15 protein-coding genes are annotated in these 15,602 nt (G+C 60.7%); 12 read left to right on the top strand and 3 right to left on the bottom strand.

Going from position 1 to position 15,602, the window contains the following annotated elements; translation table 11 throughout:
* Positions 1 to 94 precede the first annotated feature (94 nt).
* The 4 genes from F8N66_RS07820 (at position 95) to F8N66_RS07805 (ending at position 3,953) form a co-directional block, all read left to right on the top strand.
* Positions 95 to 1,519, top strand: coding sequence for a gamma-aminobutyraldehyde dehydrogenase (locus tag F8N66_RS07820; protein ID WP_150769637.1), 1,425 nt, complete (start codon positions 95 to 97; stop codon positions 1,517 to 1,519).
* Positions 1,520 to 1,748: 229 nt separating this feature from the next.
* Positions 1,749 to 3,233 (top strand): APC family permease, encoded by a 1,485-nt coding sequence (locus F8N66_RS07815; protein WP_150769636.1) that lies wholly within the window; start codon positions 1,749 to 1,751, stop codon positions 3,231 to 3,233.
* A 203-nt stretch (positions 3,234 to 3,436) separates the two neighbouring features.
* Positions 3,437 to 3,685 carry a CopG family ribbon-helix-helix protein gene (locus F8N66_RS07810; RefSeq protein WP_150769635.1) on the top strand — a complete coding sequence of 83 codons (249 nt, stop codon included), beginning with the start codon at positions 3,437 to 3,439 and terminating at the stop codon, positions 3,683 to 3,685.
* Complete coding sequence (locus F8N66_RS07805; RefSeq protein WP_150769634.1) at positions 3,663 to 3,953, top strand: type II toxin-antitoxin system RelE/ParE family toxin; 291 nt, start codon at positions 3,663 to 3,665, stop codon at positions 3,951 to 3,953. Before F8N66_RS07810 ends, F8N66_RS07805 begins: the two co-directional genes overlap by 23 nt.
* Before the next feature lie 49 nt (positions 3,954 to 4,002).
* Here F8N66_RS07805 and F8N66_RS07800 read toward each other — a convergent pair whose 3' ends face one another.
* Positions 4,003 to 4,188, bottom strand: coding sequence for a hypothetical protein (locus tag F8N66_RS07800; protein ID WP_150710014.1), 186 nt, complete (start codon positions 4,186 to 4,188; stop codon positions 4,003 to 4,005).
* Between the two features lie 413 nt (positions 4,189 to 4,601).
* On the opposite strand from F8N66_RS07800, the gene F8N66_RS07795 reads away from it, so the two are divergent.
* The 8 genes from F8N66_RS07795 to F8N66_RS07760 all read left to right on the top strand — a co-directional run bounded on the left by F8N66_RS07795 (position 4,602) and on the right by F8N66_RS07760 (position 13,501).
* Positions 4,602 to 6,227 (top strand): glucan biosynthesis protein D, encoded by a 1,626-nt coding sequence (locus tag F8N66_RS07795; RefSeq protein WP_150769633.1) that lies wholly within the window; start codon positions 4,602 to 4,604, stop codon positions 6,225 to 6,227.
* 276 nt (positions 6,228 to 6,503) lie between these two features.
* A complete protein-coding gene (locus F8N66_RS07790) occupies positions 6,504 to 7,418 on the top strand; it encodes a glutamate/aspartate ABC transporter substrate-binding protein (protein ID WP_095197163.1) in 915 nt (304 codons plus the stop codon).
* A 193-nt stretch (positions 7,419 to 7,611) separates the two neighbouring features.
* Positions 7,612 to 8,358, top strand: coding sequence for an amino acid ABC transporter permease (locus F8N66_RS07785; RefSeq protein ID WP_150769632.1), 747 nt, complete (start codon positions 7,612 to 7,614; stop codon positions 8,356 to 8,358).
* Complete coding sequence (locus F8N66_RS07780; RefSeq protein ID WP_095145156.1) at positions 8,358 to 9,029, top strand: amino acid ABC transporter permease; 672 nt, start codon at positions 8,358 to 8,360, stop codon at positions 9,027 to 9,029. The genes F8N66_RS07785 and F8N66_RS07780 overlap by 1 nt, the downstream gene beginning before the upstream one ends.
* A complete protein-coding gene (locus tag F8N66_RS07775; protein ID WP_095197146.1) occupies positions 9,026 to 9,760 on the top strand; it encodes an amino acid ABC transporter ATP-binding protein in 735 nt (244 codons plus the stop codon). Before F8N66_RS07780 ends, F8N66_RS07775 begins: the two co-directional genes overlap by 4 nt.
* A gap of 164 nt (positions 9,761 to 9,924) precedes the next feature.
* Entirely contained in the window at positions 9,925 to 11,826 is a 1,902-nt protein-coding gene (locus tag F8N66_RS07770; protein ID WP_150769631.1) for a sensor histidine kinase, read from the top strand.
* A 44-nt stretch (positions 11,827 to 11,870) separates the two neighbouring features.
* Positions 11,871 to 13,151: a sigma-54-dependent transcriptional regulator gene (locus tag F8N66_RS07765; protein WP_263597733.1), complete on the top strand. Its 1,281-nt coding sequence runs from the start codon at positions 11,871 to 11,873 to the stop codon at positions 13,149 to 13,151.
* A gap of 20 nt (positions 13,152 to 13,171) precedes the next feature.
* Entirely contained in the window at positions 13,172 to 13,501 is a 330-nt protein-coding gene (locus F8N66_RS07760; protein ID WP_191622960.1) for a GlpM family protein, read from the top strand.
* A 115-nt stretch (positions 13,502 to 13,616) separates the two neighbouring features.
* Here F8N66_RS07760 and F8N66_RS07755 read toward each other — a convergent pair whose 3' ends face one another.
* Positions 13,617 to 14,282 (bottom strand): DsbA family oxidoreductase, encoded by a 666-nt coding sequence (locus F8N66_RS07755; RefSeq protein WP_150769628.1) that lies wholly within the window; start codon positions 14,280 to 14,282, stop codon positions 13,617 to 13,619.
* Positions 14,283 to 14,452: 170 nt separating this feature from the next.
* Positions 14,453 to 15,469 (bottom strand): alpha/beta fold hydrolase, encoded by a 1,017-nt coding sequence (locus tag F8N66_RS07750; protein ID WP_191622958.1) that lies wholly within the window; start codon positions 15,467 to 15,469, stop codon positions 14,453 to 14,455.
* Between the last annotated feature and the right edge of the window lie 133 nt (positions 15,470 to 15,602).

Here is a 15,602-nt window from a genome sequence, read left to right as displayed (position 1 = left end):
GAATGTAATGGCCCTTTCGCGAGCAAGCCCGCTCCCACAGTTTGAATCGGTTTCTCCAGGGGGAAATAACAACAGTTCTGAAGAGGACGATGTCATGCAAACCCAACTCCTGATCAACGGCCAACTGATCAACGGCGAAGGCCCCGCCCAACCGGTGTTCAACCCGGCGCTGGGCCGCGTGCTGGTGGAAATCAACGAAGCCAGCGAAGCCCAGGTCGACGCCGCCGTGCGCGCCGCCGATGCAGCGTTCGACAGCTGGTCGCAAACCCCGCCGAAAGAACGTTCGCTGCTGCTGCTCAAACTCGCCGACGCCATCGAAGCTAACGGCTGCGAGCTGGCCAAACTCGAATCGGACAACTGCGGCAAGCCCTACAGCGCCGCGCTGAACGACGAGATCCCGGCGATTGCCGACGTGTTCCGCTTCTTCGCCGGCGCCAGCCGCTGCATGAGCGGTTCGGCCGGTGGCGAATACCTGCCGGGGCACACCTCGATGATCCGTCGCGACCCGGTAGGCGTGATCGCCTCCATCGCGCCGTGGAACTACCCGCTGATGATGGTCGCCTGGAAAATCGCCCCGGCCCTCGCTGCCGGTAATACCGTGGTGCTCAAGCCGTCGGAACAAACCCCGCTGACAGCGTTGCGCCTGGCCGAACTGGCGTCGGACATCTTCCCGGCCGGCGTACTCAACCTGGTGTTCGGCCGTGGTCCTACCGTGGGCAGCCCGCTGGTGACCCACCCGAAAGTGCGCATGGTGTCGCTGACCGGTTCGATTGCCACCGGCTCGAACATCATTTCCAGCACCGCCGACAGCGTCAAACGCATGCACATGGAACTGGGCGGCAAGGCCCCGGTGATCATCTTCGACGATGCGGATATCGATGCGGCCGTCGAAGGCATTCGCACCTTTGGCTTCTATAACGCCGGGCAGGACTGCACCGCTGCCTGCCGCATTTATGCGCAGGCAGGCATCTACGAAAAATTCGTCGAGAAGCTCGGCGCCGCGGTCAGCAGCATCAAGTACGGCTTGCAGGATGACCCGACCACCGAACTCGGCCCGCTGATCACCGCGCAACACCGCGACCGCGTCGCCGGTTTCGTCGAACGAGCCGTGGCGCAGCCGCACATCCGCCTGATCACTGGCGGCAAGACCGTGGAAGGCAACGGTTTCTTCTTTGAACCGACGGTGCTGGCGGATGCGCAGCAGGATGACGAAATCGTCCGTCGCGAGGTGTTCGGGCCAGTGGTGTCGGTGACGAAATTCACTGACGAGGCGCAGGTGCTGGGTTGGGCCAACGATTCGGACTACGGCCTGGCGTCGTCGGTGTGGACCGCTGACGTCGGCCGCGCCCATCGCCTGTCGGCCCGTTTGCAGTACGGCTGCACCTGGGTCAACACGCACTTCATGCTCGTCAGCGAAATGCCCCATGGCGGTCAGAAACTGTCCGGGTACGGCAAGGACATGTCGATGTATGGGTTGGAGGATTACACCGTCGTGCGGCATGTGATGTTCAAGCATTAAGAGCGAAAAGATCGCAGCCTGCGGCAGCTCCTACAAAGGAGCGGCGTACATCCTGTAGGAGCTGCCGAAGGCTGCGATCTTTTCAGCAGACGCACGGATGATGTCGGCTTGTTACACCAGGGATTCACCGCAATTCAAAAAACAATAACCACCGATCCTGGCGGCGCCCTCATGGCCCCGCCACGGCATCGGACATCCGAAATCTGCCGATTTTCCGGAGCAAACACACATGAGTGCATCACCCGATCTCTCTGCAGCCGTTGCCGACAGCGATGCCGAGCAACTGCGTAAACTCGGTTACACCTCCAACTTCAATCGCAGCATGAGCCTGTGGGAAAACTTCGCCCTGGGCTTCACTTATCTGTCGCCGGTCGTAGGCGTATATACCCTCTTCGGCCTGTGCCTCGCCGCCGGCGGGCCACCGATGTTCTGGGCCTATCTGCTGGTCGGTTGCGGCCAGTTGCTGGTGTGCCTGATCTTCGGTGAAGTGGTCTCGCAGTTCCCGATTTCCGGTGGCGTGTACCCATGGGCGCGTCGCCTGGTGGGCAAGCGCTGGGCGTGGATGGTCGGCTGGATCTACTCCATCGCCCTGTGCGTGACCATCGCTGCCGTTGCGGTCGGCGCCGGTCCTTACCTGGCCGCCATGCTGGGTTTTGAACCGAGCAACAACACCAACATCGTCATTGCCCTGGTGCTGACGCTGTTCGCCACCCTGGTCAACCTCAGCGGCACCAAGGTGCTGGCGCGCATTGCCATGTTCGGCTTCCTCTGCGAACTGGTGGGCGCAGTGATCGTGGGCGTCTACCTGCTGATCTTCGAGCGCCATCAGCCGATCAGCGTGCTGTTCAACACCTTCGACATCAGCGTCAACGGCTCCTACCTGCCGGCCTTCCTCACCGCCTCGCTGGCGGGGATGTTCCTGTACTACGGTTTCGAGGCCTGCGGTGACGTGGCCGAAGAAACCCCGAACCCGAGCAAGCAGATCCCGGTGGCCATGCGCATGACCATCTACATCGGCGGCGTCGCAGCGATGTTCGCCTGCCTGGCACTGATCCTCGCCGTGCCGGACATGCAAGCGGTGATCAACGGCACCGACAAGGACCCGGTCGGCACCATCCTCAACAACGCCTTCGGTCCGGTCGGCTCGAAAATGGTCATGGGCGTGGTGATGATTTCCTTCATCTCCTGCGTCATCAGCCTGCAAGCGGCGGCGAGTCGCCTGCTGTATTCCTACGCGCGGGACGAGATGGTGATCGGCAGCCGACTGCTGAAGAAGATTTCTCCCCATACCCAGGTTCCGGTTGCCGCGCTATTCGTGTCCGGCGTCTTGCCGGCGCTGATCATCATCCTCGGCTTCTTCCTGCAGGATGCGGTCGCCACCATCGTCAGCTTCGCCGCCATCGGCATCTACCTGGCGTTCCAGATGATCGTGCTCGCAGCGCTGTACGCGCGCCTCAAAGGCTGGAAACCGAGCGGCAAATTCACCCTCGGCGCCTGGGGCTGGCTGGTGAACATCGGCGCACTGGTCTACGGCGTCGGCGCCATCATCAACATGGCCTGGCCACGCACTCCGGATGCCGCGTGGTACATCAACTACGCCATGGTCCTGAGCACCGCCATCGTGATTGGTCTGGGCTTGCTCTACATGTGGATCGCCAAGCCGTATGACCACGGCAAGGCGCCTGCGGGCGATGCCTGGAAGGTGAGTCGGTAACATATAATGCCCCGGTACCAGCGCGTGCCGGGGCGATTACCCCCTCTCGGCGGGCAAGCATTTCGAAACAGTTCCTTCCTCCCGTCGGCACATGTCCCAGCTAGAGTTTTCGCAACCCTGCATGAGGCATTGGTTGACGATAATCACGGGACAACCTAGGGTGTATATGTCGTTTACAACGTATACATCTTAGGAGAGCCACCATGGCCTCGCCCGTTTTGTCCTTTCGCGTCGAAGAACTTCTGGCCCAACAACTGGATCAGTTGGCTGCAGCCACCGACCGCGACCGTCAATATCATCTCAAACGTGCTCTGGTTCGCTACGTGGAAGCCGAATCCTGGCATCTACAAGCAATAAGCGACGGCATAGCCGATGCCGACGCAGGGAAACTCACCGATCTGGAGGCCGTGAAGGCTAAGTGGGAAAAACGTGCCGAGCGTAGTACTGACTGAAAAAGCTGAAAGCGACCTCGATAACATTCATGATCATTACCGAGAGGTCGTGGGACCAAGCGCCGCCCTCGAGATCATTTCTACCATTGTGCAAACACTCCGGCTTCTGGAACAGTTTCCAGGCGCCGGCAGGCCTTCTGTGATGCCCGACGTGCGAGAGTTGGTACTGGGCCGCTATCCATTCATTGCTCCTTATCGATTTGCTCATGGACAGATACAAGTGTTGAGGCTGCTGCATCAGCGTTCGGAACGATCGCTGGATTGGTAAAAAACCCATCCAGCCGTGACGGTGCGCCACGACTGGATGAGCCATTCCGTCAAAACCGCGAAACACTCCTCATCGCATCCACCAGATACCGCATCGCAATCCGGTCACTCTCCGACAGCTCCCGATACCGCTCCACCAGCTTCAGTTCCTCACTGTTGAGCCGGCGCCTTCGCCGCCCGAGGCCCAGGCACGGAAAGATTCCCAACATTTCGGTGATGCCTTGTACTTTCGACATGGACGATGTCCTTCTCTACGTCAAAGAAAACTTCAGAAACCGCATCGCCCTGATCCTTTTCCAGCAGTGCCTGATGGCAACTGAACCGTACCGGCCCGAAGGGCATAAACCGGTTATGAGCACAGAATAGAAATAATCCCGGCGCTGAAAAGGGGTTTTTAGAGTAATTAGTCGAAAAAAGCAGATATGCCCTATAAATCAGACGGTCCTGTCGGAAAGATTCCCGACACGTCTTGTTTCATTCCCACGCCAGCGTCTTGCCATCAATCATTTTTGCGCTGCAATCGAACGGTTTATGCTATTCGGCATCTGTTTAAAGTCCGTTGCGTTTGGCCGAAGGCATGTCCGAACCGTTTTTTCAGATCCAGTACGCGCCAGGAACGGCGCAGGATTGTTCACGACAGGTTGAATTTATGCACCGCAGGAATTTGCTCAAAGCCTCCATGGCCATCGCGGCCTACACCGGATTGTCCGCCACCGGCCTGCTCGCCACCCGCGCCTGGGCAGCCTCCGGTACCGCCGACGGTGAAGCCCAGGCGTTTGACTTCGAAGCCCTGAAGATCCAGGCCAAGCAGCTCGCCAGTAGCCGTTATCAGGACACCAAGCAGGTGCTGCCGCCGACCCTGGCGACCATGACGCCGCAGAATTTCAACGCGATCCGCTACGACGGCAACCATTCGCTGTGGAAAGATCTCAAGGGCCAGCTGGACGTGCAGTTCTTCCACGTCGGCATGGGGTTCAAGCAGCCGGTGCGCATGTACAGCGTCGATCCCAAGACCCGCATGGCCCGCGAGGTGCATTTCCGTCCGTCGCTGTTCAATTATGAAAAAACCACCGTCGAGACCAAGCAACTGACCGGTGACCTGGGGTTTTCCGGCTTCAAGCTGTTCAAGGCGCCGGAGCTGGATAAACACGACGTGGTGTCCTTCCTCGGCGCCAGCTATTTCCGCGCGGTGGACGCCACTGGCCAGTACGGCCTGTCCGCTCGCGGACTGGCCATCGACACCTACGCCAAGAAGCGCGAGGAATTTCCCGACTTCACCAAGTTCTGGTTCGAGACGCCGGACAAGGACAGCACCCGCTTCGTCGTCTACGCCCTGCTCGACTCGCCGAGCGCCACCGGCGCGTACCGTTTTGACATTGATTGCCAGGCCGAGCGCGTGGTGATGGAAGTCGACGCCCACGTCAACGCACGCACCGCCATCGATCAACTGGGTATCGCGCCGATGACCAGCATGTTCAGCTGCGGCACCCACGAACGGCGGATGTGCGACACCATTCACCCGCAGATCCATGACTCCGATCGCCTGGCCATGTGGCGCGGCAACGGCGAATGGATCTGCCGCCCGTTGAACAACCCGGCCACCCTGCAATTCAATGCTTTTGTCGACACGGATCCGAAAGGTTTCGGCCTGGTACAGACCGATCACGAGTTTGCCAATTATCAAGACACCGTCGATTGGTACAGCCGCCGCCCGAGCCTGTGGGTTGAACCGACAACCCCGTGGGGCGAAGGCTCCATCGATCTGCTTGAAATTCCCACCACCGGCGAAACCATGGACAACATCGTCGCCTTCTGGACACCGAAAAAACCGGTGGCCGCCGGCGACTCGCTGAACTACGGCTACAAGCTGTACTGGAGCGCACTGCCGCCAGTCGGCACACCGCTGGCGCGCGTGCACGCGACGCGGTCGGGGATGGGCGGGTTCACCGAAGGCTGGGCACCGGGCGAGCATTACCCGGACGTCTGGGCTCGTCGCTTTGCCGTGGACTTCACCGGCGGCGGCCTGGACCGCTTGCCCGAAGGCGCCGGCATCGAACCGGTGGTCACCTGCTCGAACGGCCAGGTCAAGGATTTCAGCGTGCTGGTGCTCGATGACATCAAGGGCTATCGCATCCTGTTCGACTGGTACCCGACCAACGACAGCGTAGAACCCGTCGAGCTGCGCCTGTTCATTCGCACCAATGACCGCACGCTCAGTGAAACCTGGTTGTACCAGTACTTCCCACCGGCACCGGACAAGCGCAAATACACCTGATACCGGGTTGCGCCTCATCATCATTCGGTTTTCCGAACGCGACCTGGCGGTCGGTTCGGTTTACCGGATTATCAGGGGGTAAAAAACCCGCCACAAATATTTAATTCCCTTATAAATCAACGATCTGACTCATTGAGCCTGGCCTGGCACGAGTCATGCTCTACACTTCTTCGACGAATGCCTGTCGTGCCAACACTTCAGGAGCCGTCAGGCATTCGCAGCACAAAAGGGCCGATGAACTGGCTCCATAAAAAAAACAATGTCGAGGAAAATTTGATGCGCATCGTTCCCCATATCCTGGGCGCAGCCATTGCTGCCGCTCTGATTAGCACGCCAGTTTTCGCCGCCGAACTCACCGGCACCCTGAAGAAGATCAAAGAGTCCGGTGTCATCACCCTCGGGCACCGTGACGCTTCCATTCCGTTTTCCTACATCGCAGACGCTTCCGGCAAACCGGTCGGCTACTCCCACGACATCCAGCTGAAAGTCGTCGAAGCCCTGAAGAAAGACCTGGACATGCCGAACCTCCAGGTCAAGTACAACCTGGTGACCTCCCAGACCCGTATCCCGCTGGTGCAAAACGGCACCGTGGACCTGGAGTGCGGCTCCACCACCAACAACGTCGAGCGTCAGCAACAGGTTGACTTCTCCGTCGGCATCTTCGAAATCGGTACTCGCCTGCTGTCCAAGGCCGACTCCAAGTACAAGGATTTCCCGGACCTGGCCGGCAAGAACGTCGTGACCACCGCCGGCACCACGTCCGAGCGCATCCTCAAGGCGATGAACGCCGACAAGCAGATGGGCATGAACGTCATTTCCGCCAAAGACCACGGCGAGTCCTTCCAGATGCTGGAAACCGGCCGCGCTGTTGCGTTCATGATGGACGACGCCCTGCTGGCCGGTGAAGCCGCCAAGGCCAAGAAAGCCAGTGACTGGGCCGTGACCGGCACACCACAGTCCTACGAAATTTACGGCTGCATGGTGCGCAAGGGCGACGAGCCGTTCAAAAAAGCCGTGGATGACGCCATCAAGGCCACCTACGCTTCGGGCGAGATCAACAAGATCTACGAAAAATGGTTCATGCAGCCAATCCCGCCGAAAAACCTGAACCTGAACTTCCCGATGAGCGACGAGCTCAAGGCCCTGATCGCCAATCCGACCGATAAAGCGGCTGACGACAAGAAGTCCTGATTTCTGACTAACCTTATCTCCTGAGAGGGCGCTGCCCTTTCAGGAGGTTGTCACTCCCTGCTGGCATTTTTGGAAACACTCGAACCGGTGGCTGTCGAGCCGATCGTGTGTGCCTGATCTTCAAGGTCAGGCGGGAACGGAGCTTCCCCCAAGCGGGTACTTGTACATCGATCGAATCCGAGGGGAGACCCTAATGAATTACAACTGGGACTGGGGCGTGTTCTTCAAGTCCACCGGCGTGGGCAGCGAGACGTATCTCGACTGGTTCATCTCCGGCTTGGGCTGGACCATTGCCATCGCCATCGTGGCCTGGATCATCGCCCTGATGCTGGGCTCGATTCTGGGCGTCATGCGCACCGTACCGAACCGCATCGTATCGGGCATCGCCACCTGCTACGTCGAACTCTTCCGTAACGTGCCGCTGCTGGTTCAGCTGTTCATCTGGTACTTCCTGGTGCCCGACCTGCTGCCCGCCGACCTGCAAGAGTGGTACAAGCAGGACCTGAACCCGACCACCTCGGCCTACCTCAGCGTCGTCGTGTGCCTGGGCCTGTTCACCGCCGCTCGCGTGTGCGAACAAGTGCGCACCGGCATCCAGGCGCTGCCAAAGGGCCAGGAATCCGCGGCCCGCGCCATGGGCTTCAAGCTGCCGCAGATCTACTGGAACGTGCTGCTGCCCCAGGCCTACCGGATCATCATTCCGCCGCTCACATCGGAATTCCTCAACGTCTTCAAGAACTCGTCCGTGGCCTCGTTGATCGGCCTGATGGAGTTGCTCGCGCAGACCAAGCAGACCGCCGAGTTCTCCGCCAACCTGTTCGAAGCGTTCACCCTGGCCACACTGATCTACTTCACCCTGAACATGAGCCTGATGCTGCTGATGCGCGTGGTCGAGAAGAAAGTCGCCGTGCCGGGCCTGATTTCCGTAGGGGGTAAATGATGGAATTCGACTTCTCGGGCATCATTCCGTCCCTGCCGGGTTTGTGGAACGGCATGGTCATGACCCTGCAACTGATGGCGCTGGGCGTGGTCGGCGGGATCATCCTCGGCACCATCCTGGCCCTGATGCGCCTGTCCCACAGCAAACTGTTGTCGAACATTGCCGGCGCCTACGTCAACTATTTCCGTTCGATTCCGTTGCTGCTGGTCATCACCTGGTTCTACCTGGCGGTGCCGTTCGTGCTGCGCTGGATCACCGGCGAAGACACCCCGATCGGCGCGTTCGCCTCCTGCATCGTGGCTTTCATGATGTTCGAAGCGGCGTACTTCTGCGAAATCGTGCGCGCCGGCGTGCAGTCGATCCCCAAGGGCCAGATGGGTGCCGCACAAGCGCTGGGCATGAGCTATGGCCAGATGATGCGCCTGATCATCCTGCCGCAGGCGTTCCGCAAGATGACCCCGCTGCTGCTGCAACAGAGCATCATCCTGTTCCAGGACACCTCGCTGGTCTACGCCGTCGGCCTGGTGGACTTCCTCAATGCTTCGCGCGCCAGTGGCGACATCATTGGTCGCTCCAATGAGTTCCTGATCTTCGCAGGTCTCGTGTACTTCATCATCAGCTTTGCCGCCTCGCAGCTGGTCAAGCGTCTGCAAAAAAGGTTCGCCGTATGATCTCTATCAAAAACATCAACAAGTGGTATGGGGACTTCCAGGTGCTGACTGATTGCAGCACCGAGGTCAAGAAAGGCGAAGTGATCGTGGTGTGCGGGCCGTCCGGCTCCGGCAAATCGACCCTGATCAAGTGCGTCAACGCCCTGGAACCGTTCCAGAAGGGCGACATCGTGGTCGACGGCACTTCCATCGCCGACCCGAAGACCAACCTGCCCAAGCTGCGCTCGCGGGTAGGCATGGTATTCCAGCACTTCGAACTGTTCCCGCACCTGACCATCACCGAGAACCTGACCATCGCGCAGATCAAGGTGCTGGGCCGCAGCAAGGAAGAAGCCACCAAGAAAGGCCTGCAACTGCTGGAGCGTGTCGGGCTGTCTGCCCATGCGCACAAGCATCCGGGCCAACTGTCCGGTGGCCAGCAGCAGCGTGTGGCGATCGCCCGTGCGCTGGCGATGGACCCGATCGTCATGCTGTTCGACGAACCGACCTCGGCGCTGGACCCGGAAATGGTCAACGAAGTACTGGACGTGATGGTGCAACTGGCCCACGAAGGCATGACCATGATGTGCGTGACCCACGAAATGGGCTTCGCCCGTAAAGTGGCCGACCGCGTGATCTTCATGGACCAGGGCAAGATCATCGAAGACTGCAAGAAAGAGGAGTTCTTCGGCGACATCAGCCACCGCGCCGAGCGTACGCAGCACTTCCTCAACAAGATTCTGCAGCACTAAGCAAGACACCGCTCCCCCACTGTGGGAGCGGACTTGCTCGCGAAGGCGTCATTTCAGTCGACATCATTGTTGAATGCGCCGGCCTCTTCGCGAGCAAGCCCGCTTCCACATTGGATCCGGGGTGGCCTGAAGATTTGTGTTGTGGTTGACCCAAGGCATCTGTGATGAAATGCGACCCCAATCCCTATAGCGACACGTCGCCATCACTTGCCGTGAAACCCCGTCTGATTCGCCACTTGTTCCTGCCGCCACTGATCATCGCCCTGATGATCGGTCTGGGTTACATCGGCTTCTGGCTCAGTGAACACTACGGCATCCGCAGCCTGGGCGAAAACGGCCAGCGCCAGCTGGAATTGCACGCCCGCGCCGTCGAGAGCGAAATCAGCAAATACACCTACCTGCCCAGCCTGCTGGAACTTGAAACCAGTGTCTCGACGCTGCTGGCCGACCCGACCCCGGAACACCGGCAAACGGTCAACGATTACCTCGAAGGCCTGAACCGGCGCAGCCGTAGTCGGGCCATTTACGTGATGGACACCACCGGCCGCGTCATGGCCACCAGCAACTGGCGCGATGTCGACAGCTACCTGGGCGAAGATCTGTCCTTCCGTGCTTATTTCCAGAACGCCGTGCGCGGCCAGCCGGGGCGGTTCTACGGCATTGGCAGCACCAACGGCGAACCCGGTTATTACCTGGCCCACGGCCTGGAAGAACACGGCAAGATCATTGGCGTCGCGGTGGTCAAGGTGCGCCTGGAAGCCATGGAGGAACGCTGGCAGCGGGCACGCCTGGAAGCCTTCGTCAGCGACGAGAACGGCATCATCATCCTGTCCAGCGATCCGGCCCGGCGCTTGAAGTCCGTGGTGCCGTTGAGCGAAGACACCAAGGAAAAGCTGGCCCGCAGCCTTCAGTATTACTGGTTCCCGCTCAACGAACTGCAACCGCTGGCCCGGGAAACCCTGGCCGAAGGCGTGGAAAAGCTGACCTTCCCGGCCAACAGCGAACTGGAGTCCGACGATGAAAGCATCAGCTACCTGTCGCAAACCCGTAACTTGAGCGATACCCCGTGGAATTTCACCCTGCTGACGCCGTTGCAGGACTTGCGCCGCGAAGCGATCAATCAGGGGATTCTGGTGGCGGTGGCCTTTGCCCTCGTGGCGTTCCTGCTGATTGCCTGGAACGAGCGACGCAAGGTGATCGCCACCCGTCTCGCCGCCCGGGAAGCCTTGCAGGAAGCCAACAATCAACTGGAGCGTCGGATTACCGAACGCACCGTCGACCTGCGCGCCAGCAACGAACGGCTCAAGGGCCAGATCCGCGAGCGACGCCACGCCGAAGAGACCTTGCGCCGCGCCCAGGATGAACTGGTGCAGGCCGGAAAACTCGCGGCCATCGGGCAGATGTCCACCAGCATCGCCCACGAATTGAACCAGCCATTGGCGGCGCTGCGCACCCTGTCCGGCAATACCGTGCGCTTTCTTGAGCGCGGCCAACTGGACGTGGCCAGCACCAACCTCAAGACCATCAACGAATTGATCGACCGCATGGGCCGGATCACCGCCAGCCTGCGCTCCTTCGCCCGGCGCGGTGACGACAAGGGCCAGGCCTGCCTCGGCAAAGGCGTGGACGCGGCCTTGCAATTGCTCGGCGCCCGGGTGGAAAACGCCCATCTGCAACTGCACCGCCGTTTCGAAGACGTACAGGTACAGATCGACCAGACCCGTCTGGAGCAGATTCTGGTCAACCTGATTGGCAACGCCCTCGATGCCATGCAGGCGCAGCCGCGACCGGAGTTGTGGCTCGAAGGTGAAAGCGGCGAGGGCAAATATCGGCTGCGCGTGCGGGACAACGGTCATGGCATCGACGCCGAAGCGCGCAAGCACCTGTTCGAACCCTTCTTCACCACCAAGCCCGGCGAACAGGGCCTGGGCCTTGGCCTGACCCTTTCCGCCAGCCTGGCCGCCGCCACCGGCGGTCACCTGGGTGTTGAGCACCCGGCCAGCGGTGGCACCGCCTTCGTCCTCAGTTTACCGTTGGTAAGCTCCATTCCAGCCGAGCCAATATGAACAACGACCTTAGTGTATTGATCGTCGAAGACGATCCCCACGTGCTGCTCGGCTGCCAACAGGCGCTGACTCTGGAAGACATTCCCTGCATCGGCGTCGGCAGTGCCGAAGAAGCCCTGGAGCGCGTGGGTGACAACTTTGCCGGCATCGTCATCAGTGACATTCGCCTGCCGGGCATCGATGGCCTGGAGCTGCTGAACCGCCTCAAGGCCCGCGACCGCAGCCTGCCGGTGGTGCTGATCACCGGGCACGGCGACATCTCCATGGCCGTCGGCGCGATGCAGAAAGGCGCCTATGACTTCATGGAAAAACCCTTCTCCCCGGAACGCCTGGTGGAGGTGGCCCGGCGCGCCCTTGAGCAACGCGGCCTGGCGCGGGAAGTCTCGTCATTGCGTCGGCAACTGGCCGAACGCGATTCCCTCGAAGGGCGGATCATCGGTCGTTCGCCGGCCATGCAGAATTTGCGTGAATTGATCGCCAACGTCGCCGATACCTCGGCCAATGTGCTGATCGAAGGTGAAACCGGGACCGGCAAGGAATTGGTCGCGCGCTGCCTGCATGACTTCAGTCGCCGGCACACCCGGCAATTCGTCGCACTGAACTGCGGCGGCCTGCCGGAGAACCTGTTCGAGAGCGAAATCTTCGGCCATGAAGCCAACGCCTTCACCGGTGCCGGCAAGCGCCGGATCGGCAAGATCGAACACGCCGACGGTGGCACGCTGTTCCTCGACGAAGTGGAAAGCATGCCCCTGCCCTTGCAGATCAAACTGCTGCGGGTGTTGCAGGAGCGTACCCTTGAACGCCTCGGTTCGAACCAGAGCGTGGCCGTGGATTGCCGGGTGATCGCCGCGACCAAGTCCGACCTGGACGAATCAAGCAAGGCCGGCGAGTTCCGCAGCGACCTGTATTACCGCCTCAACGTGGTGACCCTGGAACTGCCGCCACTGCGCGAACGCCGCGAAGACATCCTGCAACTGTTCGAATACTTCCTGCAGCAGTCGTCCCTGCGCTTCGACCGCACCGCGCCGGAGCTGGATAACCAGACCCTGTCGAACCTGATGAGCCACGACTGGCCCGGCAACGTGCGCGAACTGCGCAACGTCGCCGAACGCTTCGCCCTCGGCCTGCCGGCGTTCAAAAAGCCCGGCGCCGGCGGCAGCACTCAAGGCCTGGCCTTCGCCGAAGCGGTGGAAGCCTTCGAACGCAACCTGTTGAGCGATGCCTTGCAGCGCAGCGGCGGCAACCTGACCCAGGCCAGCCAGGAGCTGGGCATGGCCAAGACCACGCTGTTCGACAAAGTGAAAAAGTACGGCCTGAGCCATTAAGCGAGATGTGTGTGGACCTGATTCTCAAAGCAACCCTGGGCGCGGCGGTGGTGGTGATCCTCGCCGCCCTGGCCAAGACCAAAAATTACTACATCGCCGGCCTGGTGCCGCTGTTTCCGACCTTCGCGCTGATCGCCCATTACATCGTCGGCAAAGGGCGTTCGGTCGATGACCTGAAGACCACCATCGTGTTCGGCATGTGGTCGATCATTCCTTACTTCATCTACCTGGCGACCTTGTATGTGATGGTCGACCGAATGCGGCTGGAGGCTTCACTGGCGGTGGCAGCCGGGGCGTGGTTGATGGCGGCGACGGTGCTCGTTTCGATCTGGGTGCGTATCCACGCCTGAACATGCCTTCCCTGTGGGAGCGGGCTTGCTCGCGAAGGCGGTGAGTCAGGCGAGATTTTTTTCACTGAAACGCCGCCTTCGCGAGCAAGCCCGCTCCCACAGGATCTCTAAACGGTCAGCTAACCGTGCCGCCCTTCGCTTCACTGATGATCTGGCGAATCGCCCCGACAAAGCTCTCTACCGGTTGCCCGCCCGTCACGGCGTATTGGCCGTTGAACACGACGGTCGGCACCGAGCTGACTCCACGCGTCAGCCACAGCTGTTCCTCGCGTCGAACCTCTTCGGCAAATTCATCCGACGCCAGGATTGCCTCGGCCCGCTGCCGGTCCAGCCCGACGCTTTCGGCGACCTGCGCCAACTGAGCGCGGTCGGAGGGGTTGCCGCCGTCCGTGAAATACGCCTTGAACAACGCTTCCTTCAATGGCAATTGCAGCCCTTCCAGACCCGCCCAGTGCAGCAAACGGTGGGCATCGAAGGTGTTGTAGATGCGGCTGTTGCCATCGGTACGAAAGGCAAAGCCGACTTCGGCGCCGCGGGCGCGGATCATCTCGCGGTTCTTTTGCGACTGCTCCGGGGTCGAGCCGTATTTTTCGGTGATGTGCTCGGTGATGTTCTGCCCTTCAGGGCCCATCTTCGGGTTCAGCTCGAATGGCTGGAAACGGATCTCGGTGCGGACTTCGTCGCGCAGTATCTCCAGGGCCCGTGTCAGGCCGTACAGACCGACAACGCACCAGGGGCAGGACACGTCGCTGACGAAATCGATTTTCAAGGGGGCACTCATCTTTCACCTCGCTGGCGCGAAAAAACCAAACGATACACCCGACAGGCTCAAGCATGCAGCAGATCCAGTGTGGGAGCGGGCTTGCTCGCGAAGGCGGTGTGTCAGGCGAGGTTTTTTTCACTGAAACGCCGCCTTCGCGAGCAAGCCCGCTCCCACAGGGAAATCAGGGGTTAGAGGAGATTGTGCTCGGCCACCGGCTCGATCTGCGCCCAGTGCGAAGTGTCTTCCCGGTGTTCGCGCAAGTACGGCAACACCGCCGCCAGCAACGGTGCCTTGAACGCCTCCTGGAAGCGATGGGCCAACCCCGGAATCAGCTTCAACTGGCTGCCGCGCAAATGCGCCGCCAGGTGCACGCCATGCATCACCGGCAACAGCGGATCGGCCGTGCCATGCACCACCAGCGCCGGTACCCGCAGCTGATTGAGCAACGCCACACGGCTCGGCTCGGCCAGGATGGCCATGATCTGGCGCTTGACGCCCTCGGGATTGAACGCCCGGTCGTAGGACAGGGCCGCCTGATCCAGCAGCGCCTGACGATCATCGCTCACGCTCGGGCTGCCCAGAGCGGCGAGCAGATCGGCCTGTTGTTCCAGCGCCACCTCACGATTCGGCGCGCCACGGCGGGCAAGCAATTGAACCAGGGCCGCGCTCGGCGCCGGCAAGCCTTCGGCCCCGGAGGAGGTCATGATCAGCGTCAGGCTCTCGACCCGTTGCGGTGCCATCGCCGCCATGTGCTGCGCGATCATGCCGCCCATGCTCGCCCCCAACACGTGGAATTGTTCGATGTGCAAGGCATCCATCAGCCCCAGGCCGTCGTCTGCCATGTCGGTCAGCGAATACGGGGCCGACACCGGTAAACCCAGCTTGTAGCGCAGCACTTCGAAGGTCAGGTTGGCCTCGGCGGGCGCTTGTCGCCAGGTCGACAGGCCGACGTCGCGATTGTCATAGCGAATCACCCGAAACCCTTGCTGGCACAGCGCGACTACCACCTCGTCCGGCCAGTGAATCAACTGCCCGCCCAACCCCATCACCAGCAGCAACGCCGGGTCCGAGGCACGGCCAATGCTCTGGTACGCCAGGCTCACCTGCGCCAGATCGACCTGTTCAGTCGGGACATTTACATCACAACGAGACGCCGCCACTGACGGCAGGCTGAACAACGCGGCGAGAAAAATGGCCGCCGACAAAAACAAAGCACGCATGAAAAACACCAAAACGCAGAACCCCAGTAGAGCGCGAGTCTGATGAACTTTGTTCAAGCGCGCTGCCACAGTTCCATGACAGTTTGATGAAGAGTGCCGAGCGGTCGTCGCGATAACT

The sequence above is a fragment of the Pseudomonas fluorescens genome, from assembly GCF_902498195.1.
Taxonomy (GTDB): Bacteria; Pseudomonadota; Gammaproteobacteria; order Pseudomonadales; family Pseudomonadaceae; genus Aquipseudomonas; species Aquipseudomonas fluorescens_BU.
This window is presented reverse-complemented; position numbering and strand designations above follow the sequence as displayed.

Coding starts and splice junctions, on each gene's coding strand:
- F8N66_RS07780 (WP_095145156.1), top strand. CDS start 8,358: ATGGAATTCGACTTCTCGGGCATCATTCCGTCCCTGCCGGGTTTGTGG.
- F8N66_RS07800 (WP_150710014.1), bottom strand. CDS start 4,188: ATGTCGAAAGTACAAGGCATCACCGAAATGTTGGGAATCTTTCCGTGC.
- F8N66_RS07815 (WP_150769636.1), top strand. CDS start 1,749: ATGAGTGCATCACCCGATCTCTCTGCAGCCGTTGCCGACAGCGATGCC.
- F8N66_RS07785 (WP_150769632.1), top strand. CDS start 7,612: ATGAATTACAACTGGGACTGGGGCGTGTTCTTCAAGTCCACCGGCGTG.
- F8N66_RS07790 (WP_095197163.1), top strand. CDS start 6,504: ATGCGCATCGTTCCCCATATCCTGGGCGCAGCCATTGCTGCCGCTCTG.
- F8N66_RS07810 (WP_150769635.1), top strand. CDS start 3,437: ATGGCCTCGCCCGTTTTGTCCTTTCGCGTCGAAGAACTTCTGGCCCAA.
- F8N66_RS07755 (WP_150769628.1), bottom strand. CDS start 14,282: ATGAGTGCCCCCTTGAAAATCGATTTCGTCAGCGACGTGTCCTGCCCC.
- F8N66_RS07775 (WP_095197146.1), top strand. CDS start 9,026: ATGATCTCTATCAAAAACATCAACAAGTGGTATGGGGACTTCCAGGTG.
- F8N66_RS07795 (WP_150769633.1), top strand. CDS start 4,602: ATGCACCGCAGGAATTTGCTCAAAGCCTCCATGGCCATCGCGGCCTAC.
- F8N66_RS07820 (WP_150769637.1), top strand. CDS start 95: ATGCAAACCCAACTCCTGATCAACGGCCAACTGATCAACGGCGAAGGC.
- F8N66_RS07770 (WP_150769631.1), top strand. CDS start 9,925: ATGAAATGCGACCCCAATCCCTATAGCGACACGTCGCCATCACTTGCC.